The 20,533-nt window shown below is 59.7% G+C and carries 17 protein-coding genes and 4 pseudogenes; 10 read left to right on the forward strand and 11 right to left on the reverse strand.

Annotated features, from left to right (window positions below; genetic code table 11):
* The first annotated feature begins 192 nt into the window (after positions 1–192).
* The 5 genes from hflK (AC1DXW_RS03770) (at position 193) to cfaB (ending at position 7,557) form a co-directional block, all read left to right on the forward strand.
* Positions 193–2,151, forward strand: coding sequence for a protease modulator HflK (gene hflK, locus AC1DXW_RS03770; protein WP_477752219.1), 1,959 nt, complete (start codon positions 193–195; stop codon positions 2,149–2,151).
* Entirely contained in the window at positions 2,148–3,191 is a 1,044-nt protein-coding gene (hflC, locus tag AC1DXW_RS03775) for a protease modulator HflC (protein ID WP_477752220.1), read from the forward strand. The genes hflK (AC1DXW_RS03770) and hflC overlap by 4 nt, the downstream gene beginning before the upstream one ends.
* Positions 3,188–4,246, forward strand: a complete 1,059-nt coding sequence (gene hflK, locus AC1DXW_RS03780; RefSeq protein WP_477752221.1) for a protease modulator HflK — start codon at positions 3,188–3,190, stop codon at positions 4,244–4,246. The genes hflC and hflK (AC1DXW_RS03780) overlap by 4 nt, the downstream gene beginning before the upstream one ends.
* Positions 4,243–6,153, forward strand: a complete 1,911-nt coding sequence (locus tag AC1DXW_RS03785) for a cation-translocating P-type ATPase (protein WP_477752222.1) — start codon at positions 4,243–4,245, stop codon at positions 6,151–6,153. The genes hflK (AC1DXW_RS03780) and AC1DXW_RS03785 overlap by 4 nt, the downstream gene beginning before the upstream one ends.
* 219 nt (positions 6,154–6,372) lie before the next feature.
* On the forward strand, positions 6,373–7,557 hold the full coding sequence (gene cfaB / locus AC1DXW_RS03790; RefSeq protein ID WP_477752223.1) for a C17 cyclopropane fatty acid synthase CfaB: 1,185 nt from the start codon (positions 6,373–6,375) through the stop codon (positions 7,555–7,557).
* Here the strand turns inward: cfaB and cls are convergent.
* Entirely contained in the window at positions 7,554–8,993 is a 1,440-nt protein-coding gene (gene cls, locus AC1DXW_RS03795) for a cardiolipin synthase (protein WP_477752224.1), read from the reverse strand. The genes cfaB and cls overlap by 4 nt on opposite strands.
* A 132-nt stretch (positions 8,994–9,125) precedes the next feature.
* Between cls and AC1DXW_RS03800 the strand changes: the two genes are divergently transcribed.
* Positions 9,126–9,647, forward strand: a complete 522-nt coding sequence (locus tag AC1DXW_RS03800; RefSeq protein WP_223459046.1) for a DUF3617 domain-containing protein — start codon at positions 9,126–9,128, stop codon at positions 9,645–9,647.
* An 84-nt stretch (positions 9,648–9,731) separates the two neighbouring features.
* On the opposite strand, the gene AC1DXW_RS03805 is transcribed toward AC1DXW_RS03800, so the two are convergent.
* The 7 genes and pseudogenes from AC1DXW_RS03805 to AC1DXW_RS03835 all read right to left on the reverse strand — a co-directional run bounded on the left by AC1DXW_RS03805 (position 9,732) and on the right by AC1DXW_RS03835 (position 13,697).
* Entirely contained in the window at positions 9,732–10,610 is an 879-nt protein-coding gene (locus AC1DXW_RS03805) for a His/Gly/Thr/Pro-type tRNA ligase C-terminal domain-containing protein (protein WP_477752225.1), read from the reverse strand.
* Positions 10,611–10,641: 31 nt separating this feature from the next.
* A pseudogene (locus AC1DXW_RS03810) lies at positions 10,642–10,935 on the reverse strand (dihydroorotase); the annotation flags it as partial.
* Positions 10,930–11,100, reverse strand: a pseudogene (locus AC1DXW_RS03815) (carbonate dehydratase); the annotation flags it as partial. The pseudogenes AC1DXW_RS03810 and AC1DXW_RS03815, both read right to left, overlap by 6 nt.
* A pseudogene (locus tag AC1DXW_RS03820) lies at positions 11,097–11,561 on the reverse strand (metal ABC transporter solute-binding protein, Zn/Mn family); the annotation flags it as partial. The pseudogenes AC1DXW_RS03820 and AC1DXW_RS03815, both read right to left, overlap by 4 nt.
* Positions 11,562–11,614: 53 nt before the next feature.
* A pseudogene (locus AC1DXW_RS03825) lies at positions 11,615–12,282 on the reverse strand (metal ABC transporter ATP-binding protein).
* Positions 12,279–13,175: a GTP cyclohydrolase FolE2 gene (gene folE2, locus AC1DXW_RS03830; protein WP_477752226.1), complete on the reverse strand. Its 897-nt coding sequence runs from the start codon at positions 13,173–13,175 to the stop codon at positions 12,279–12,281. Before folE2 ends, AC1DXW_RS03825 begins: the two are co-directional and overlap by 4 nt.
* Positions 13,176–13,319: 144 nt before the next feature.
* Positions 13,320–13,697 carry a glutamine synthetase gene (locus AC1DXW_RS03835; RefSeq protein WP_477752227.1) on the reverse strand — a complete coding sequence of 126 codons (378 nt, stop codon included), beginning with the start codon at positions 13,695–13,697 and terminating at the stop codon, positions 13,320–13,322.
* A 142-nt stretch (positions 13,698–13,839) separates the two neighbouring features.
* Between AC1DXW_RS03835 and zigA the strand changes: the two genes are divergently transcribed.
* Positions 13,840–15,045 (forward strand): zinc metallochaperone GTPase ZigA, encoded by a 1,206-nt coding sequence (gene zigA / locus AC1DXW_RS03840; RefSeq protein ID WP_477752228.1) that lies wholly within the window; start codon positions 13,840–13,842, stop codon positions 15,043–15,045.
* 15 nt (positions 15,046–15,060) lie between these two features.
* On the opposite strand, the gene AC1DXW_RS03845 is transcribed toward zigA, so the two are convergent.
* Positions 15,061–15,417: an NADH:ubiquinone oxidoreductase gene (locus AC1DXW_RS03845; RefSeq protein WP_477752229.1), complete on the reverse strand. Its 357-nt coding sequence runs from the start codon at positions 15,415–15,417 to the stop codon at positions 15,061–15,063.
* Positions 15,418–15,444: 27 nt separating this feature from the next.
* Between AC1DXW_RS03845 and AC1DXW_RS03850 the strand changes: the two genes are divergently transcribed.
* Complete coding sequence (locus AC1DXW_RS03850) at positions 15,445–16,416, forward strand: CobW family GTP-binding protein (RefSeq protein ID WP_477752230.1); 972 nt, start codon at positions 15,445–15,447, stop codon at positions 16,414–16,416.
* 4 nt (positions 16,417–16,420) lie between these two features.
* Here AC1DXW_RS03850 and AC1DXW_RS03855 read toward each other — a convergent pair whose 3' ends face one another.
* A complete protein-coding gene (locus AC1DXW_RS03855) occupies positions 16,421–16,834 on the reverse strand; it encodes a DUF3301 domain-containing protein (protein WP_056726805.1) in 414 nt (137 codons plus the stop codon).
* Positions 16,835–16,953: 119 nt separating this feature from the next.
* On the opposite strand from AC1DXW_RS03855, the gene pdxY reads away from it, so the two are divergent.
* The gene (gene pdxY, locus AC1DXW_RS03860) at positions 16,954–17,826 is read left to right on the forward strand and encodes a pyridoxal kinase PdxY (RefSeq protein ID WP_477752231.1); all 873 of its coding nucleotides are present in this window, start codon (positions 16,954–16,956) and stop codon (positions 17,824–17,826) included.
* Positions 17,827–17,984: 158 nt separating this feature from the next.
* Here the strand turns inward: pdxY and AC1DXW_RS03865 are convergent, their stop codons facing one another.
* Positions 17,985–18,467, reverse strand: a complete 483-nt coding sequence (locus AC1DXW_RS03865) for an acyl-CoA thioesterase (RefSeq protein WP_046038855.1) — start codon at positions 18,465–18,467, stop codon at positions 17,985–17,987.
* Between the two features lie 286 nt (positions 18,468–18,753).
* Between AC1DXW_RS03865 and AC1DXW_RS03870 the strand changes: the two genes are divergently transcribed.
* Positions 18,754–20,517, forward strand: coding sequence for a cation:proton antiporter (locus AC1DXW_RS03870; RefSeq protein WP_477759772.1), 1,764 nt, complete (start codon positions 18,754–18,756; stop codon positions 20,515–20,517).
* Positions 20,518–20,533: the final 16 nt, after the last annotated feature.

The raw sequence follows: 20,533 nt of genomic DNA on the forward strand, positions 1-20,533 counted from the left end.
GGGAAGGGATGGGTAAAAGTAGTCACTGGATAAAATTACGAACGTAATATGTGCATTCTGTCGCATTTCGGTCAAGGCTTCAGGTAAGCGACAGGTTGGGCATCTTTAGATAGCGCGCCTGAATACGGAAATTTCACCATTTTCGTTATATCGTAACGAACTGCCCTGTAAGCGAAGACACTCTGGAGTGGTATGCAAGTCGATCTCGATGTTGATGAAACGCCGTTAGCCGGGTTGCCGCGCTTTCAGCAGGCGTTCATTCAAGGGCGGCGTTTGCGCCAGTTCGCCATCGGTGCGGGCGTACTTGCGACGGTGGGTGTGCTGCTGGCGTTGTTTGCCGGGCTGTTTACGTCGCAAACATTGTGGCCAGCGTTGCTGTTGAACCTGAGCATGGCGTTTGTCGTGTTGATGGCGGGTTTGCAATCGGCCTGGTGGGTAGCCCAGTGGCGTGCCCGCGCCATGAATCCCGTGGTGCCCGTGGTCGTTGTCGACGAGTCTGTCGCGCCTTCGGGATGGTATGAACGTTTGCTGGACCGGATCGGCCGGCAATCGCAGCACCTGCTCGGGCAAATCGGCGCGCCGACGCTTTCGCTTGGTGGCTGGGCATTATTGGCGGTATTGGGCGTCGAACAGGCCTGGAACCTTGCATTGCCCTCGGCAGCACTGGGCCTGGCGGCCACTGTCGGGGCGGCGTGCTCTTTGCTGTTGGCCTTCGGCATGTTGGTGATGGAGCGACATCTGGCGCAGGAAAACACCGCGCAATGGCCTGAAGCCGCCGCGTTGGCGCAATTGATTCGTGTGCTGATCATCAGCCTGGTACTTGGTGCCTTTTGTCTGTTGTTTGCCGATGAAACGTCGGTATGGCCCGTACGCCTGGCGGTTTTGATCGGGCTGCTGCCGGGGCTGGTGGCGGCAGAACTGTTGCTGCGTGCGCTGTTGTCATTGTTCAGCCCGCGCCGCGAACGCCTTGAGCCGGAGCTACTGGCGCGCAGCGTTGTCGCTGACATGCTGCGCTGGCCACCACAGCCATTGCTGGCGTTGCAGCACGAATTGCATAACCGCTTCGGCATCGATCTGCGGCAAATCTGGGCCTTCACTTATATGCGCCGGGCATTCCTGCCGGTGTTGGCGGTGGTTTCGCTGGTTGGCTGGTCGCTGACCGGCATTCACGAAATTGCCCTGCAAGGGCGTGGCATCTACGAGCGATTCGGCAAGCCAGTGGAGGTGTTCGGCCCAGGTTTGCATATGGGTTTGCCTTGGCCATTGGGCCGGGTGTTGAGCGTCGAAAATGGCGTGGTTCACGAGTTGGCCACCAGTGTTGGCGAAACCTCGGCCCCCGCTCAGGCCGACCCCGCCGAAGGCCCGGCCCCGGCAATTGCCAATCGTTTGTGGGACGCCAGCCATGTGAACGACAAATCCCAGGTGATTGCCAGCAGCCGAGCCGACAAGCAGAGTTTTCAGATCGTCAACATGGACGTGCGCTTCGTCTATCGCATTGGCCTGACCGATCAGGCGGCGTTGGCCGCGACCTATAACAGTGCCGATGTGCCGATGTTGATTCGCAGCACCGCCAGCCGAATCCTGGTTCACGACTTCGCTTCGCGCACCCTCGACGGTTTGCTGGGCGAGGACAGGGTAGGGCTGGCCGAAGAAATCGGCCGCGCCGTCCAGGCTGACTTGCGAAAGCTCGACAGTGGCGTGGAAATTCTCGCCACGGTGGTCGAGGCGATTCACCCTCCGGCCGGTGCAGCCAACGCCTATCACGGCGTGCAAGCGGCGCAGATAGGTGCGCAAGCCTTGATCGCCCGTGAACGCGGCGCCGCTGCCGAGGCCACCAACCAGGCGCAGTTGCAGGCCAGCATCGCCCGCGATCAGGCGACGGCCAGCGCCCGAGAGATCAATGCAGGCGCCCAGGCGGCGGACCTGAAATTCAACGCCGAGCAAAAAGCCTATGCCAGCGCTGGCCAGGCCTTCGTGCTGGAGCAGTATTTCAGCCAGTTGTCCCAGGGTTTGGCCAACGCCAAATTGCTGGTTCTCGATCATCGACTGGGCGGCAGCAGCAATTCGCCGACCATCGACCTCCGTACGTTCACGCTGCCGGTTGACCCTGCGCCGTCGCGTAAAACCGCTCAGCCAGGAGCTGCCAATTGAGCCAGTCCCATACTCATGATCACGATGACCACGCCGGCCACGATCACGGCCATGGCGGGCATCACCACCACGGCCATCACCATCATCACCACGGCGATCCTCAGGAGGCCGGACCGTTTCCATGGCGCCGTATGGGTTGGGCTGCATTGCTGGTGGCGTTTGCGGTCGCTGCCGCGAGCCTGGTGCAGGTGCGTTCGGGGGAAGCCACAGTGATCACACGCTTCGGCAATCCATCGCGAGTTTTGCTGGAACCGGGACTGGGCTGGCGTTGGCCGGCACCGTTCGAGGCGGCGATCCCGGTGGATCTGCGGTTGCGCACCACGTCCAGCGGTTTGCAGGATGTCGGCACCCGGGACGGTTTACGCATCATCGTTCAGGCCTACGTGGCTTGGCAGGTGCAGGGTGATTCGGACAACGTGCAACGTTTCATGCGCGCGGTGCAGAACCAACCCGATGAAGCTGCGCGGCAGATCCGCACCTTTGTCGGCTCCGCACTGGAAACCACCGCCAGCAGTTTTGATTTGGCGAACCTGGTCAATACCGATGCCAGCCAAGTACGCATCGCCGATTTCGAAGCACAACTGCGCAAGCAAATCGATCAGCAGCTGCTCACCACTTATGGCGTGCGCGTGTTGCAGGTCGGTATCGAACGATTGACGCTACCTTCGGTGACGCTCACCGCGACTGTCGACCGGATGCGCGCCGAGCGTGAAACCATCGCTACTGAACGTACGGCGATCGGCAAGCGTGAAGCCGCGCAAATTCGTTCCGCCGCCGAACGTGATGCGCGGATCGTGCAGGCCGATGCCACAGTGAAAGCGGCAGATATCGAAGCGCAATCGCGTGTCGAAGCGGCGCAGATTTATGGTCGTGCCTATGCTGGATCACCGCAGCTCTACAACCTGCTGCGCTCGCTCGACACCTTGGGAACGGTGGTGACGCCGGGGACCAAGTTGATTCTGCGCACCGACGCCGCACCATTCCGCGTGTTGGTTGACGGTCCGCCGAGCCTCGACAACAAATCCGGATCGCAGCCATGAGTTTGGTTCCACGTGGAACAAATGAGTTGAGTAGCCCCTGGATTCAGGCCGGGCGCTTGGCATTTATTGCCCTGTATGCGGTAACGGTGTTGGCGGCATTGGCGTGGGCGTTTTCCAATGTGCGGCAGATCGATCCGCAAAATCGCGCGGTGGTTTTGCATTTCGGCGCGCTGGATCGCATTCAGAATGCCGGGCTGTTATTGGCCTGGCCTCAACCCTTCGAGCAGGTGATTTTGTTGCCAGCGGCAGATCGGGTGATCGAGCGTCGAGTGGACAGTCTGTTGCGCAGTGGTACCGCGATGCAGGCAGATCGCGTGGCCAGTTTTGCCACGCCCATCAGCGATGCCCTCGCAGGCTCCGGCTATCTGTTAACGGGTGATGCCGGTGTGGTGCAACTCGATGTGCGGGTTTTCTACAAAGTCACCGAGCCCTATGCGTTCGTGCTCCAGGGCGAACACGTGTTGCCGGCGCTGGACCGACTGGTAACCCGCAGTGCGGTTGCGCTCACGGCCGCACGGGATCTGGACACTATCCTGGTTGCTCGCCCGGAATTGATCGGCGCCGATAGCCAGGCGGCTGAAAGACGCGAGCGCTTGCGTGGTGATCTGGTGCAGGGCATCAATCAACGGCTGGCCGAACTCACTGCAACCGGGCAAGGCTTGGGGATCGAAGTGGCGCGGGTCGATGTGCAATCGAGTCTGCCCAGTCCTGCGGTGAACGCTTTCAACGCGGTACTGACGGCCAGCCAGCAAGCCGATAAGGCTGTCGCCAATGCGCGCACCGAGGCGGAGAAGCTGACGCAGACCGCCAACGAGCAAGCCGACCGTACGCTGCAAGTGGCCCATGCCCAGGCGAGTGAACGACTGGCCAAGGCGTCGGCTGATACGGCCACCGTGTTAAGCCTGGCCAAGGCACAACAACAAGGTACCGACCCGCAAATGCTGCTGCGGATTTACCGCGAGCGGATGCCGAAAATTCTCGGTCAGGCCGGATCGGTCACGACGATTGATCCCAAAGACGATTCCCGCCTGATCATTCAGGGAGCTGCACAATGACCGCTCAAACCGCCGCCGGGCCGAGCCTGCTGTCTTCGGCCGAACAGCGCCGCGCTGCGCGCCAGTTGACCCTGGCCATGCTCGCATTGGGCCTGCTTGCGCTGGGCCTGATCTGGCGTTGGCTTGCGCCGGAGCAGACTGGCGTCAGTCAGCTGCTGCTGGGTTTTGCGTCACTGCTGGTTGCCGTGCCGGTCATGCGCTCGGCCTGGTACAGCTTGCGATATCCGAGCCTGCACGGCATCACCGATCAATTGATTGCCCTGGCCATGCTGGGTGCCTGGGCCACCGGGGATCTGCTGACGGCGGCGTTGTTGCCGATCATCATGATTTTCGGTCACGTGCTGGAAGAGCGTAGCGTGATCGGTTCCCAGGAAGCGATTCACGCCCTCGGCAAACTGACCCGCAGCCACGCGCGCAAGATTCAGGCGGACGGCTCCATCATTGAAGTCGACAACGGCACACTCAAAGCTGGCGATCTGGTCGAGGTGCGAGCCGGTGACCGAGTGCCGGCGGATGGCCGGGTGTTGTCCGGTCAGGCCAGTCTCGACACTGCTTCCATTACCGGCGAGTCGGTACCGATGGAGGCGGGCGTCGGCATGTCGGTGTTCGGTGGCGCAATTAACCTCGACGGTTTGCTGCGAATCAAAGTGACCCGTACCGGCCATGAGTCGACCCTCGGCAAAGTCATCGCCCTGATGCAAAACGCCGAGCGCTCGAAGCCGCCGATCACTCGTCTGCTGGAGCGTTACGCCGGCAGTTATATGGTGCTGGTCTTGCTGCTGGCCGCTGTGACCTGGTTCATCACCAACAATGCGCAAGCGATGCTCGCGGTGTTGGTGGCGGCCTGCCCTTGTGCGTTAGTGTTGTCGGCACCGGCCACGGCGATTGCCGGAGTGGCAGTGGCGGCGCGTCACGGCATTCTGATCCGCAGCTCCGCGTTCCTTGAAGAGTTGGCGGACCTGACCTCGCTGGTGGTCGACAAAACCGGGACGCTGACATTCGGCACCCTGCGCCTGCAATCCATCGACAGTCCGCTGGTAGATCGCAGCAATGTCCTGAAGCTCGCCGCCAGCCTCGGCTCGGCCAGCAGTCACCCGGTCAGCCGTGCGCTCGCGGGGTTGGTGACCCAGGAGCATTTCCTGCTGCTTTCCGACATTCGTGAACGCCAGGGCCTCGGTGTGGTGGCGATGACCGGGCAGGGCGAAGCGGCACTCGGCCGGCCGGAGTTGTTCGCGCAACTGGGCATCAGTACGACGGCGGTTCCCGATCACGACGGTCCTATTGCCGGGCTGGCGCTCAACGGGGAGTTTCTTGCGTGGCTGTTGCTGGCTGACAGCGTCAAACCCGAGGCGCAGTTTGCCTTGGGTGAGTTGCGTGATCTGGGGTTGGGTCGTCAGTTGTTGCTCACCGGTGACCGGCACAGCGTCGCGCAAACGCTGGCCCGGGATGTCGGGATCAGTGACGTCGAAGCGCAAGCCTTGCCCGAAGACAAACTGAACCGCGTGCTCAAGGAAATCGACAGCGGCTTCCGGCCGATGGTGGTCGGCGATGGTATCAACGACTCCCTGGCCCTCAAGGCTGGTGTGGTGGGGGTGGCCATGGGCGCCGGTGGTGCAGACATCGCCCTGGCATCGGCGGACATCGTGCTGATCGGCAGTGACCTGCGCCGCCTCGGCACCTGCGTGCGCCTGAGTCGTCAGTGCCGCCAGACGTTGCAGGTCAATGTGATCATCGGACTGGGCTGGACCCTGGCGATCGTAGCCTTCGCCGCGTTCGGCTGGCTTGGCGCTGCCGGGGCGATGATTGCGGCGTTGCTGCATAACCTCAGCACCTTGCTGGTGTTGGGCAATGCCGGTCGTTTGCTGCGGTTCCAGGAGCCGTTGCTCAAGCTCAAGGACGAAACCTGAAGGCGAACGCTCTAAACCGGGTAATCACGGGGCTTCAACTTTTTAGAACTGTGCGCCCGGTTCGTAGTCATTGAAGATGAGGGCACATCATTTTTGTGCGTTCGCGGCGGCAGGTGTAGGCATCGCGATTCATTGAAAACGGCTATTGATTCGATAGCCAGCTATTTTTCAAAGATGGTCTACCCTCTGTTTAGACGTCTGAAACAAGGGGGATTCTCCATGCTCGCGCATCTTCCACCGGCCTTACAGAATCTGCAGCTACCGCTTCGCCTGAGACTCTGGGATGGCCATGAATTCAATCTGGGGCCGACACCCAGTGTCACGATTGTGGTCAAGGACCCACAAATGGTCACCCAGTTTACCCATCCAAGCCTGGATGCCCTTGGCGCTGCGTATGTCGAAGGCAAACTGGAACTGGAAGGCTCCATCAGCGATGTGATCCGCGTCTGCGATGAATGGAGCCAGGCGTTGCTGGATGAAAGCGACGACAATCAGCCGGTTCGTAGCGCCCACGACAAAGAGATGGACGCCAAGGCGATTTCCTACCACTACGACCTTTCCAACGCGTTCTATCAGCTGTGGCTCGACAGCGACATGGCGTATTCCTGCGCTTACTTCGAGACGGGCAGCGAAACCCTCGAACAGGCCCAGCAAGCCAAGTTCCGTCACCTGTGCCGCAAGCTGCGCCTGCAGCCCGGTGAATACCTGTTGGATGTGGGTTGCGGATGGGGCGGATTGGCGCGTTTTGCGGCGCGAGAATTTGGCGCGAAAGTGTTCGGTATCACCCTCAGCAAGGAACAGTTGGACCTGGCCCGGGAACGTGTAAAAGCGGAGGGCCTGGAGGACCTGGTCGAACTGCAACTGCTCGACTATCGCGATCTGCCGCAGGATGGCCGTTTCGACAAGGTTGTCAGCGTCGGCATGTTCGAACACGTTGGCCACGCCAATCTGGCCGAGTACTGCAAGACCTTGTTCGGCGCGGTGAAAGAGGGCGGCCTGGTGATGAACCACGGGATCACCGCCAAACACATTGACGGTCGTCCGGTGGGACGTGGTGCCGGAGAATTCATCGAGAAATATGTGTTCCCCAACGGCGAGTTGCCGCACCTGTCGATGATCTCAGCGGAGATCAGTGACGCCGGGCTGGAAATCGTCGATGTCGAGAGTTTGCGCCTGCACTACGCTCGCACGCTCGATCACTGGAGCGAACGCCTGGAAGACAACCTCGAAGCGGCCTCCAGACTCGTACCGGAACAAGTCCTGCGCATCTGGCGGCTGTACCTGGCTGGTTGCGCCTACGCGTTCGCTCGCGGCTGGATCAACCTGCATCAGATTCTCGCGGTGAAGGCCCACGCCGATGGCAGTCATGAACTGCCATGGACCCGTGACGATATCTACCTCTAGAGAATCGGTGAAATCAGCCGGGCGACCCGCATGCCGACCTGCTGCAGGCGGCGGGTCTCCTGGCCTTCTTCTTTGGCGATTTCGTGGGCGTTGGCAAAGTCATCGTTGAGCATCTGTTCCACCTCGGCGGCGAACGCGCGGTCGACGGTCAGCAACATCACTTCGAAATTCAGCCGGAACGAACGGTTGTCCAGGTTGGCGCTGCCGATGGCGCTGATTTCGCTGTCGATCAGCACCACTTTCTGGTGCAGGAACCCGGGTTGGTAACGGAACACCCGCACTCCGGCGCGCACCGCTTCGAAGGCATAGAGGCTGGAGGCGGCATAGACGATTCGATGGTCGGGCCTGGACGGCAACAGCAGGCGCACATCCACACCGCGCAGTACCGCCAGGCGCAAAGCTGCGAATACGGCTTCGTCGGGGATGAAGTACGGGCTGGTAATCCACACCCGTTTCGTCGCCGCATGGATGGCCTCGACAAAGAACAGTGAACAGGTTTCGTAGGCGTCTGCCGGCCCGCTGGCGAGCAACTGGCACAGCACGCCGTCTTCCGGATAAACCTCGGGCAGGATCAGCAGCGGCAGTGCACGAGCCGCCCAGAACCAGTCTTCGGCGAAAGACTCCTGCATGCACGCCACCACCGGCCCGCGCACTTGCACGTGGGTATCGCGCCAAGGGGCCAGGGGTGGTTTCTCGCCCATGTATTCGTCACCGACGTTGTGCCCGCCGACGAAGCCGAGAATGCCGTCCACCACCACGATCTTGCGGTGGTTGCGGAAGTTCACCTGAAAGCGATTGAGCCAGCCACTGCGGGTGGCGAAGGCTTTGACCTCGACCCCGCCATCACGCAAGGCCTGTACGTAGCCGTGGGGCAGGGAGTGACTGCCGATTCGGTCATACAACAGGTAAATCGCCACGCCCTCGGCGGCTTTCTTCAACAGCAGGGTTTGCAGGCGTTGGCCGAGGCGGTCGTCGTGAACGATGAAAAACTGGATCAGCACAGCTTCTTTCGCCTGGCTGATGGCCTCGAAAATGGCCTCGAACGTGTTCTGACCGTTGATCAAGAGACGCATTTGGTTGTTGGCCAGGCAGGGCATGTGTCCGAGCTTGAGCATCGCTCTGAGTGAGGCGTATGCAGAGGAAGCACGGGCGGTGAGCGCTTCTTCTACCCAGGGTCGCCAGTTGAGTTCGGAAACAGCCTTGCGCATTTCTTCGTTGGCCTGCCGCCGGGCCTTGATGTAGCCATCGAAGGTACTGCGGCCGAACATCAGGTACGGGATCAGCGTGAAGTAAGGGATGAAAAACAGCGACAGCGCCCAGGCGATCGAGCCTTGAGCGGTACGGACGGTCAATACGGCATGTATGGCTGCGATCATGCCCAGCGAGTGCAACAGGGCGATGGTATAACCGAAAATATGCGGTCCGAAATAATCCATGGGGGCTGCCTTGCTCCTGAAGATTCAGTGCTTAACAGACCATGTTCCGTGCAGAATGTCGCTAATTAATTGGCCCATGAACCGAAGCGCGCGGCTGACGTCTAACGGCCACTACTGATCAGGAGTTACTCGATGAACGTTCGTCTGCTGGGTTTGGCCATGGCACTGGGTTTGGCACTTCCTGTGGCGGCTCACGCGCAAATGCTGCAACCAGGATTGTGGGAGCTGACTACGAGCAACATGAAGGTCGATGAACAGAATATGCCGGACCTGCAATTGATCCTCGGTCAGCTCCAGAGCCAGATGACCCCTGAGCAGCGTGCACAGCTGGAAAAACAGGGCATCACTATGGGCGGTAAAGGGGTCCGGGCGTGCCTGACCCCGGAGCAAGTCAAGACCGATAACATTCCGCTGACCGATCCGCAGTCGGGCTGCAAGCAGGAAATCACCGACCGCTCCGGCAATCAGTGGAAATTCCGTTTCAGCTGCCCGAGAGCCCAGGGTGCGGGCGTGGCGACATTCCTCAGTGATCGCGAATTCACCACCAAGGTCAACGGGACGTTCAACGCCACCGGCATTCAGCAGAAGGGCAGCCTCGAATCCCGCGCCGTCTGGTTGGGACAGGATTGCGGCACGGTGAAGCCAAGAGCTTAAAAGAGCTTCGCGAGCACAGCTCCCACATTGATTGTGCGTTCTCTGTGGGAGCGAGCCTGCTCGCGAAAGCGTCCGCACAGCTCCCTAAATCCCCGGCCGACTCAACCATTCACACGCCGCCTCGACAGGCATCCGGCCAAAATCTTCCCCCGTGCGGCTGCGCACACTGACAAATCCCCCAGCTTGTTCTTTCTCGCCCACCACCACCAGATACGGCACGGTCTGGCTGTGCTGGCGAATCTTGTAGTGAACTTTTTCGTTACGCAGGTCGGCCCTGGCGCGCACGCCCCGTTGGCGCAAGGATTCGGTCACCGCTTGTGCATAAGTCGCCTGGCGATCATCCATGCTCACAACGACCACGAGGGGTGGAACGCACCACTGTTGCAGTTCCTGATGGCTGGACCAGCAGGTGCCGTAGATCCGTTGTTGTAACGTGCCGTTGATGTGGTCGAGGGTAAACGCCTGCAAGACTTTGGTGGTGGGGACATGCGGTCCATGGCTCTGGTACTCGGTGTCCCCCAGCCGGTACAGCGAGACCTCTTCGCGCGGTTGCCGACGACGGATCGAGTGATTGGTCGCTGCCAGTGATTGCATGCGCGCTTCGATGAGGGGCAGGTCTGCCGCGGTCAGCGGTGGCTCGACGGCAAACTCGTAAAAGAAACCGTCGCCCAATTCCTTGCCCGCACGCATTTGCGCATGCGGGTGGAGTTGCTTGACCGCCATCGCCAGCATCAAGGCACAGGAGCGGCGCAAGATCTCCAGGCCGTCCGGCTCCCGGGGGGTGACAATGCTGACCCGGGCATCCGCCTCGATCATGTATTCACAGTCCACCAGCACACCATTGACTCGGCCCGCTACAGCCGCGCTGGCCAGTTCGGGGCCGATGCTGGCGGCCACCTCGTGCACGGACAGCGGCTGGTCGTACTCAAGCAATGAACCGTCGGATAGGGTGATCTGGATCATGGTCGGCGTACTCAGGTGCTTCTAACGAGCGTTATCGCATAAACCGTAGGGGCAAACCCTGGCAGTTGTCATTAAGACGTTTGTCGCGCCAGGCAAGTTGCCCCGACACGATCGTGGTTCTGACACTGTGCCGAAAGCTGCAGCGGGCGAAGGGTGTCCAGCCGCATTGCGACAGGATCGGTTGCGTGGAAACGGCAACGCCGCCGGGTTCGGGTTTGATCAGCATCAGATCTGCCCAATAGCCTTCTCGAAGATAACCGCGATCGGGAATGGCGAATAGATCGGCGACACGGTGGCTGGTTTTGGCCACCAGTGTAGTGATCGGCGGCATGTCGCCTGAGTCATCGACGTCGTCAGCGCGGATCACGGCGTAGGGACCGACGAACACGTTCTCGCCGATCACCACTTTGCCGCAGATGATCGCCGTCTTGTCGACGTAGGCCGACTCGGCAGTCAGCGGTAAATCTCCGGAAGGGTTCTGGCGGATCATGGCTGGCTCAACGCGTTGTACAGGGTGTTGAGGTTGTACTCGAACAACCCGGTGAAGGTACTGGCCGGACCGCTCGCCGCGAGGGCATTGGAGTACAGCGTGCCGCCGATCTGCGCGCCGCTTTCATCGGCGATTTGCTTGAGCAGGCGGGCGTCCTTGATGTTTTCCATGAACACCGCCTTGACCTTGGCCTGACGAATCTGGGTGATCAGTGCGGCCACTTCGGCGGCTGAAGGTTCGCGCTCGGTGGAGAGACCTTGAGGCAACATGAACTCGATGCCGTAGGCCTGGCCGAGATAAGCGAAGGCGTCATGGGACGTCACGATCTTGCGGTTGCCCGGTGGCAGTGAGCCGAGCTTGGCCTTGGCTTCGGCGAGCAGGGCGTAGATCTGTGTCAGGTACGCCTTACTGTTGCGCTCATAGTCGGCTGTGTTCGCCGGGTCAGCGGCGATCAGCGCCCGACGCATGAAGACGAACTCCTGGAACGGTTGCCAAAGATGCGCGGCAGCGATCATCAGGCCACCTGTGCCTGTGGTTGTTGGCGGATCAGTTCGGTGCTCGGGCCGAATACACAACCGCTTTGTTTGATCAGCAACGTTTGTGGGATGTGTTCGCGGACTGCGGCGAGGTCATGGCACACGACCACCAGTGTCCGGCCTTCGAGGTGCCAATCGTGTATGTGCTTCCAGAGCAATGCCTGGCCGAGTTCATCGAGGGCTGTGTGGGGTTCATCGAGCAGCAGCAAAGACGCGTCTGTCAGGCTCAATCGGGCGAGCAGGGCGCGTTGCAATTCACCGCCGGAGAGGGCCATCAAGGGTCGATCTTCCAGGCCGTTCAGGCACCAGTGATGGAGGACGGTTTTCAGTCGTTGGCTACGAATCTCCGATGACTGTTTGTTGCCCCAGAAACCGGCGGCGACCAATGCCTGAAGACTGATTGGAAATTGCCTGTCCAGGTGTTGTTGCTGGGGCAGGAACGACACACCGCTCTTGAGTGGAACACTCAGTAGCACCTTTCCAGCCAACGGTTTTTGCAAGCCAGCGATGACCTTCAATAGGCTGCTTTTTCCGGAGCCGTTCGCACCGATAATGGCGGTCAGGCTGCCCTTCGACAGTTCGAAGTCCAGCGCGGGTGTGAGTGGCTGCCCCGGTACGCCCAGCGCAAGGCGTGGCAAGCAATCATGCGACCTCCCAGTTGAAACGGCTTTCGGCTACGGCGTCATGGGCGTGCAGGCTTTCGGCGTGGGTGACTCGAATGTGGAAGGCGTTGATGCCTGTGGAGCACTTCAGGGCCAGATTCAAACGGCGTGCGGCATCCTCGCAGAACATCAGGTTCTGACCATTGGCGAGGGCGAAGGCCTGTTCGTCGGCGCGTTTTACCGCTGTTTGAACGGCTGTGCCGAGTGCGGCTTCGGCATCGTTGATGACGGCAATCAGAGGCAACTCATCCAAAAAATCAGCCAGCCGTACGCGCAACTTGGCGCTGCTGCGTTGGCTGTGAGGCGTGGCAACGATGCCGTTCGTGGAGCCGAGCCACGCTAAAACATCGGCGTGTTGCAGTGGCTTGTTGGCGAAATCATCGACGAATTGCTGCTGAATCAGCTGTCGAGAAAGCGCTGCGGAACATGGGCAAGTTGAGGAATAAGGCACATCGATTTTTAGTTCCACGTGGAACATCGCGTTTTTCAAACGTGCTTCGAGGGTGACGGGATAGCTTTTCCAGCCAGCCAGTGGACTGATCAGCGCCGGCCTTTTCAGCAACAAATCGGCGTGAAGGGTTAAGTGAGCACTGTTGGAAAGCCCGTCATGACTCTCAAGAAAACGCTGCAAAACCCGCCGCAATAAAGCAGGAGAAAGGTTTTCCTGCTCCAGCAATTCAAGCGCCAGATAGAGCCGTGACATGTGAATGCCGCGCGCGTTGCCATCGTCGAGGCTCACGCCGGCATCGACCTTTGCATTCAATCGTTGGCCATCAAACAAAACAGGTAGAGCAATGCCGCACATGCCCACCCACTCCAGTGGCAGGGCTTGGCGTGAGGCCTGCGCGGCGATATCCGGCAGAGTCAGCGCATTCATGAGCAGATCCATCGTGGGAGTTGATTTTTAATGTTATATCATAACTATGCAATCGACGATGTCTTTTCATGAGCAGGCTTTCATCATGCACAGACGCCACTTGCTCAGCCTGATTTCACGCCTTTAACGGAAAAACAAAGAGGATTAACAGCCAGTGAACCGGCTGCAGGTGAACCTGGCGCTGCTGCCGCCAGAGCTGGAAAACCGGTTGATGGTGGTCCAGCCGACGCGCTGGTTGTAGCCAACCCAGGCCTCGCCGTCGGAAGCGATACCGGTGAAAAACACAAGCTGGCCGTAGCGGCTGTTGGTCTGCGCCCAATAGCGTTTTCCGGCCGTTTCGAAACCCCGCAGGTAGATGATGCTGCCGGCGGTGTTGACGCTGTAGGCGTTGCCATCCGCATCCACACAGGCCAGCAGGTTGGCGCTACGGGTGCATCTGGCCAGGCTCGGGACCTGGGCCATAGCGTCGGCAGCCACCAGCAGGGAAAGCATGATCAATGCAGGTTTAAGGGCGTTGCGCATGGGCTTTCTCACGAAGGGCGCGGCGTTCAGCATCCTGTCCTTTGCCCTGCCGGGCAAGAGGGGATGGCTTATTTGTGTTGTTACAGTATAACATTATATAAGCCCGACACCGCGACCGGGCATCCCTGTGAGGAATATGCAGATGTCCAATCGACTCCCCGTGACCGTTCTCTCCGGCTTTCTAGGCGCCGGAAAAAGTACACTTCTTAATTACATACTACGTAATCGCGATGGATTGCGAGTTGCAGTCATCGTTAACGATATGAGCGAAATCAACGTCGATGGCACCGAAGTCCAGCGTGATGTCAGCCTAAATCGGGCTGAAGAACGGTTGGTGGAGATGAGTAACGGGTGTATTTGCTGTACGTTACGTGAAGACTTGCTGGAGGAGGTGAGTCAACTCGCCAGGGAGGGTCGCTTCGACTATCTGCTGATCGAGTCCACCGGTATTTCCGAACCGCTGCCGGTGGCGGAAACCTTCACCTTCCGCGATGAAAACGGCCAGAGCCTCAACGACATCGCACGTCTCGACACCATGGTCACGGTGGTCGATGGCATGAACTTCCTGCTCGATTACCAGGCTGCCGAAAGCCTGGCTTCCCGAGGAGAAACACTTGGGGAAGAAGACGAGCGTTCAATTACCGATCTATTGATCGAGCAAGTCGAGTTCGCCGATGTGATTTTGCTCAGCAAGATCGACTTGATCAGCCGCCACCAACGCGAAGAACTGATCGCCATACTTGAACGGCTCAACGCCCGGGCGGAAATCATTCCGATGGCGATGGGCGAAATCCCTTTGAACAAGATTCTCAACACCGGTCGTTTTGACTTCGAAAAGGCTGCCCAGGCACCGGGATGGTTGCAGGAACTGCGCGGCGAACACGTACCGGAGACCGAAGAGTACGGCATCGCTTCCAGTGCTTACCGGGCTCGCCGGCCGTTCCATCCGCAGCGTTTCTTCAACTTCATCGACGGTCCTTGGGACAACGGCAAGCTGCTGCGCTCCAAGGGCTTTTTCTGGCTGGCGAGCAAGCACATGGACGCCGGCAGTTGGTCTCAGGCCGGTGGTTTGATGCGCTATGGTTTTGCCGGGCGCTGGTGGCGTTTCGTACCGAAAAACCAATGGCCGCAGGACGAAGAAAGTACCACCGGGATCATGAAAAACTGGACCGCCGACAGCGGGGATTGTCGCCAGGAACTGGTGTTCATCGGCCAGAACATCGACTTCACGCAACTCACGGCCGAGCTGGACACCTGCCTGCTGACCGATGAGGAAATGGCGCTGGGCGTAGAGGGCTGGCGTTCGCTGCCTGATCCATTCGGCCCTTGGTATGAAGAGGCCGCCTGATCCACTACTGGCGCTTCAAGGCTTGAGCCAGGTGCCCTGGCTCTGGGCCTCGCAGTACGGCTGCAAATACGCCGTGTCGGTGGCAACGCCGTAATAGTGAATATCCTGTCGGTAGGGCATATTGGCGACTTGGGCGTTGCTGCAGATACCAAATGCGCCGCCGGGGCATTGATCGACATACTGCACTTCGACTTTCTGCCCCGCCAGGTTCGGCTGGCAGAAGCCATCGGCAAAGAGCTTTGGCGGGATGTTGCGGTTCTGCTGGCAAAGCTGGACGTCAAGCCGCTCACCCTGGCTGTGAACCACACACGCCTGGGCCAGTGCCTCGCCTGAAACGAGTGCCAGGAGCAACGACAAGCCGATCAACCGCATCCACCACCTCCTCAGAAATCATCAACCATGCTGCAGAATATCCCCACTCATGTCATTGCCGGCCCGTTGGGCGCCGGCAAGACCAGCCTGATCAAGCACCTGCTGGCCCAGCGCCCGGCTGGCGAGCGGTGGGCGGTGTTGATCAACGAGTTTGGCCAGATCGGTCTCGACGCTGCGCTACTGACCCGGGACGCCGATGGTATCGCACTGGGGGAAGTGGCCGGTGGCTGCTTGTGTTGCGTCAACGGTGCGCCGTTTCAGATTGGTCTTGGGCGCTTGTTGCGCAAGGCGCAACCGGATCGGCTGTTCATCGAACCCTCGGGGCTGGGGCATCCGGCGCAGTTGCTCAGGCAATTGAGTGAGGCGCCGTGGCAAGGCGTGTTGGCTGTTCAGCCTTGTGTGCTGGTGTTGGATGCCCAGTTGCTCGCCGCTGGCAAACCGCTGCCGGATGTTCAACAGCAAGCGCTGGGCCATGCGGGATTGCTGCTGTTGAACAAGTCTGAAGGTCTCGACGAAGACAGTCGCCAGCGAATCGCCGGACAATTGCCGCCGCTCCCCCTGTGCTGGACGCAACAGGCGGCTTTACCCTTGAGCGAATTGCCGGGGCTGAATGCCAAGGCGCTGGCAGGTGTGGATAACTTCGCCTTGCCCAAGGGATTGGCGCAGTTGCCGGCGGTCTGGAGCGATCCTGCGTTGCCCATTTGCTTGAGCCAGGAACAGGAAGGAGGCTGGAGCATCGGATGGCGTTGGCACGCAAGCCAGGTGTTTGATGCCGCTCTGGTTGGTCGGTGGCTTGAAAGCCTTGCCTGGAGGCGGGCGAAGCTGGTTATCCACAGCGCCCACGGCTGGGTTTCGGCGAACGCGGTGGATAACTCGGTGCTGCACTGGCAGCCCAGTGAATGGCGGCAGGACTCGCGTATCGAGCTGATTTTCAGTGAGGCGCAGAATGCAGAACGACTGCAGCGTGAGCTGGCAGCGTGCCGCCCCGGATCGTGTTAACGGCTCAAGGCCGCCACTTGGTATGGTCCTGACGCCACTGGCTCAGCTCGATCACTTCCGCGCGAGGTTTCGCCACGTCGACCACTGGTTCGGTTTCGTCGAACGGGACCGGGTAGGGCGCCAGCTCAATCTGTGCACTGTGAGCGCCGAACTGGGTGATGGTGCCGTTGTGCCGGCTTTCACCGGTCACAGTGAATTCGAAGTTGTACACACGGGCCAGGCGTCGCCGACCACTGGCATCCTTGATGAACGCGATTCTTTTCAAGGCCACGTTGCCGTCCAGCAATTCGATCCCGAGTTTGCCGCAATGCTGCTTGACCCGCTCCAGCGCGCGCTCGCGCAAGCCGTGGTTGTGCCATAGCCATGCGCCGGCAGTGGCGAACAGCATCAGCACGAATATATTTCCAAGGGTCAGCATCAACAGGGTGCTCCAACAAGATAGTGTCAGCTTAACTGCGTCGCTGGTCTGTCGTACAGGCTGCGTTTAGTCGCATACTGCGCGGCTAGAATTTCAATCGTTTTACGGAAATCCACCGCATGAAACGTACTCCGCATTTGCTCGCTATCCAGTCCCACGTGGTATTCGGTCACGCCGGCAACAGCGCCGCGGTTTTCCCGATGCAACGGGTCGGGGTGAATGTCTGGCCGCTCAACACCGTGCAGTTCTCCAATCACACCCAGTACGGTCAGTGGGCCGGTGAGGTGCTGGCGCCGCACCAGATCCCCGACCTGGTCGAGGGTATCGCGGCGATTGGCGAGTTGGGTAACTGCGATGCGGTGCTCTCCGGTTACCTCGGCAGTGCGGCCCAGGGTCGGGCGATCCTGACTGGTGTGGCGCGGATCAAGTCGATGAATCCCAAGGCGCTGTACCTGTGTGACCCGGTCATGGGGCATCCGGAGAAGGGCTGCAGTGTTCCGGCGGAGGTCAGTGATTTCCTGTTGGAAGAGGCCGCCGCCGTGGCGGACTTCATGTGTCCGAACCAGCTGGAGCTGGACAGCTTCTCCGGGCGCAAGCCGCAATCGCTGTTCGATTGCCTGGCCATGGCACGTGCATTGTTGGCGCGCGGCCCGAAAGCAGTGCTGGTCAAGCATCTGGACTATCCCGGTAAACCGGCGGAGGTCTTTGAGATGCTGCTGGTGACGGCCGAAGGCAGCTGGCACTTGCAGCGTCCGCTGCTGGCGTTCCCGCGTCAGCCGGTGGGCGTGGGCGATCTGACGTCCGGGCTGTTCCTGGCGCGTGTGTTGTTGGGTGACAGCCTGGTGGCAGCTTTCGAGTTCACGGCGTCGGCGGTGCATGAAGTGCTGCTGGAAACCCAGGCGTGTACCAGCTACGAGTTGGAACTGGTCCGGGCCCAGGACCGGATTGCCCATCCGCGGGTGCGGTTCGAGGCGACCTCGATCAGCCTCTGATCTGGCGTTGACGCCAATCGTCGGATCGCCGCCCGGAGCAAGCCCGCTCCCACAGGTTTTGCTGTGTTGCACAAAGAGTGCTTACAACTTGAATCCCTGTGGGAGCGGCGGTGCGACGATTCGACTTGCCCGCGATGGCGATTGAACGATCGAACACGTCAGACGTCGCCCTTGATCTCCTGATAGCGCTTTTCCGACTCCTGACGAATCTGCCGACGCTGTTGAGCCTGCATATAGCGGCGCTTGTCCTCGCTGTTCTGCGGTTGCAGCGGTGGTACCGATGCAGGTTTACGCTGGTCATCCACCGCGACCATGGTGAAGAAGCAACTGTTGGTGTGGCGCACCGAGCGTTCGCGGATGTTCTCGGTCACCACTTTGATGCCCACCTCCATGGAGGTGTTGCCGGTGTAGTTGACCGAGGCGAGAAAGGTCACCAGTTCGCCGACATGGATCGGCTCACGGAAAATGACCTGATCCACCGACAGGGTCACCACATAGCGGCCGGCATAACGGCTGGCGCAGGCGTAGGCCACTTCGTCGAGGTATTTGAGCAGGGTACCGCCGTGAACATTGCCAGAGAAGTTGGCCATGTCAGGGGTCATCAATACCGTCATCGACAGCTGGGCGTTTCCGGGTTCCATAGCATTCTCACGGGTCAAGGCCAGGTTTGAGGGATGCACCTCTGCGGGTGCCTCAGCGGTTTTTTCAAACCAACAGTTATCGGGACGCCGGGTGCGGAGTCGCCGTCACGCCGGAACGATCTGTTTCCATATATTGCACCGCCTTTCTGTCAGAAGTCGCGGTGTTACCCTGCAAAAAGCCTTGCCTCAAGGGCATTTCCTACGTGCAATTCCGATTTTTGTTCTGCTCGATCAGACTTTTCCTGCTTCCGGGGATCGAGCAATACCATCCAGGGAGTCTCACGCCATGCATGCCATCAGTTTCATTCAGGATCTGGCAGTGATCATGTTGATCGCAGGCGTGGTAACCGTACTCTTCCATCGGCTGAAACAACCGGTAGTGCTGGGCTACATCGTCGCCGGTTTCATCATTGGCCCGCACACTCCGCCATTCGGCCTGATCCACGACGAAGAAACCATCAAGACCCTGGCCGAACTCGGAGTGATATTCCTGATGTTCTGCCTGGGCCTGGAGTTCAGCCTGCGCAAGCTGTTCAAGGTTGGGGCCACGGCATTCATCGCGGCGTTCCTGGAAATCGTGCTGATGATCTGGATCGGCTACGAAATTGGCCGCTGGTTTGACTGGAACACCATGGATTCACTGTTCCTCGGCGCGATCCTGGCGATTTCCTCGACCACCATCATCGTCAAGGCGCTCAATGATCTGAAGTTGAAGAACGAGCGATTTGCCCAGTTGATATTCGGAGTGCTGATCGTCGAAGACATTCTGGGCATCGGCATCATCGCGCTGCTGTCCAGCATAGCGGTCAGCGGTACGGTCAGCTCCGGCGAAGTGTTTTCCACGGTCGGCAAGTTGTCGCTGTTCATGATCGTCGCATTGGTCATCGGCATCCTGATGGTGCCGCGCTTGCTGGCCTACGTGGCCAGATTCGAGAGCAACGAAATGCTGCTGATCACGGTGCTGGGCCTGTGTTTTGGCTTCTGCCTGCTGGTGGTCAAGCTTGAATACAGCATGGTCCTCGGGGCATTCCTGATTGGCGCAATCATGGCTGAATCCCGGCAACTGCTGAAAATTGAACGACTGATTGAACCGGTTCGCGATCTTTTCAGTGCGATTTTCTTTGTGGCCATCGGGCTGATGCTCGATCCGGCGATCCTGCTTCAGTACGCCTGGCCAATCGCCGTCATTACCGTAGCCGTAGTGCTCGGCAAGATGCTGTCCTGTGGCCTTGGTGCATTTATCGCCGGCAATGACGGACGCACCTCGCTGCGTGTCGGGATGGGTCTTTCACAGATTGGCGAATTCTCTTTCATCATCGCGGCACTGGGCATGACGTTGCAGGTTACCAGTAACTTTCTGTACCCCGTGGCTGTGGCGGTTTCGGTGATCACGACCTTGCTGACGCCTTATCTGATTCGTGCGGCTGATCCATTGTCGATCAAGCTTGCCGGCGCCATGCCAGACCGCCTGGGACGGGTGTTGGGGATGTACGGCGAATGGCTGCGTAGCATCCAGCCTCAGGGTGAGGGCGCGTTACTGGCATCCATGATTCGCAGGATTTTGCTGCAGGTTGGAGTCAATCTGGCGCTCGTGATCGCGATCTTCTTCTCGGGGGCGTACTTCGCCGAACGCATGTCGGCTTACCTGCAAGGCTGGATCAGCGATCCGAGCTGGCAAAAGGCGTTGATCTGGGGTGGGGCGCTGCTGTTATCGCTGCCGTTTTTGATTGCGGCGTACCGCAAGCTAAAGGCACTGTCGATGTTGTTGGCGGAAATGGGCGTGAAGCCGGAGATGGCCGGGCGCCACACGCAGCGAGTGCGCCGGGTGATCGCCGAAGTGATCCCGATCCTGTCGCTGCTGGTGATCTTTTTACTGCTGGCAGCCTTGTCGGCCAGTATTCTGCCGACCAACAAGTTGCTGGTACTGATCGCCGTGGTCGCGGCCGCCGTGGCGGCACTGCTGTGGCGCTGGTTCATTCGTGTGCATACGCGGATGCAGGTGGCGTTGCTGGAAACCCTCGACAATCACAAGGAGTCGTCCGGGCATTGACCACCCAGCGGCGTTG

It is taken from the genome of Pseudomonas sp. P4_C4 (genome assembly GCF_056402055.1).

Excerpts from the sequence above, each read along its gene's own strand:
- hflK (WP_477752219.1), top strand. The coding sequence starts at position 193 with ATGCAAGTCGATCTCGATGTTGATGAAACGCCGTTAGCCGGGTTGCCG.
- hflK (WP_477752221.1), top strand. The coding sequence starts at position 3,188 with ATGAGTTTGGTTCCACGTGGAACAAATGAGTTGAGTAGCCCCTGGATT.
- AC1DXW_RS03785 (WP_477752222.1), top strand. The coding sequence starts at position 4,243 with ATGACCGCTCAAACCGCCGCCGGGCCGAGCCTGCTGTCTTCGGCCGAA.
- cfaB (WP_477752223.1), top strand. The coding sequence starts at position 6,373 with ATGCTCGCGCATCTTCCACCGGCCTTACAGAATCTGCAGCTACCGCTT.
- cls (WP_477752224.1), bottom strand. The coding sequence starts at position 8,993 with ATGGATTATTTCGGACCGCATATTTTCGGTTATACCATCGCCCTGTTG.
- AC1DXW_RS03800 (WP_223459046.1), top strand. The coding sequence starts at position 9,126 with ATGAACGTTCGTCTGCTGGGTTTGGCCATGGCACTGGGTTTGGCACTT.
- AC1DXW_RS03805 (WP_477752225.1), bottom strand. The coding sequence starts at position 10,610 with ATGATCCAGATCACCCTATCCGACGGTTCATTGCTTGAGTACGACCAG.
- folE2 (WP_477752226.1), bottom strand. The coding sequence starts at position 13,175 with ATGAATGCGCTGACTCTGCCGGATATCGCCGCGCAGGCCTCACGCCAA.
- AC1DXW_RS03835 (WP_477752227.1), bottom strand. The coding sequence starts at position 13,697 with ATGCGCAACGCCCTTAAACCTGCATTGATCATGCTTTCCCTGCTGGTG.
- zigA (WP_477752228.1), top strand. The coding sequence starts at position 13,840 with ATGTCCAATCGACTCCCCGTGACCGTTCTCTCCGGCTTTCTAGGCGCC.
- AC1DXW_RS03845 (WP_477752229.1), bottom strand. The coding sequence starts at position 15,417 with ATGCGGTTGATCGGCTTGTCGTTGCTCCTGGCACTCGTTTCAGGCGAG.
- AC1DXW_RS03850 (WP_477752230.1), top strand. The coding sequence starts at position 15,445 with ATGCTGCAGAATATCCCCACTCATGTCATTGCCGGCCCGTTGGGCGCC.
- AC1DXW_RS03855 (WP_056726805.1), bottom strand. The coding sequence starts at position 16,834 with ATGCTGACCCTTGGAAATATATTCGTGCTGATGCTGTTCGCCACTGCC.
- pdxY (WP_477752231.1), top strand. The coding sequence starts at position 16,954 with ATGAAACGTACTCCGCATTTGCTCGCTATCCAGTCCCACGTGGTATTC.
- AC1DXW_RS03865 (WP_046038855.1), bottom strand. The coding sequence starts at position 18,467 with ATGGAACCCGGAAACGCCCAGCTGTCGATGACGGTATTGATGACCCCT.
- AC1DXW_RS03870 (WP_477759772.1), top strand. The coding sequence starts at position 18,754 with ATGCATGCCATCAGTTTCATTCAGGATCTGGCAGTGATCATGTTGATC.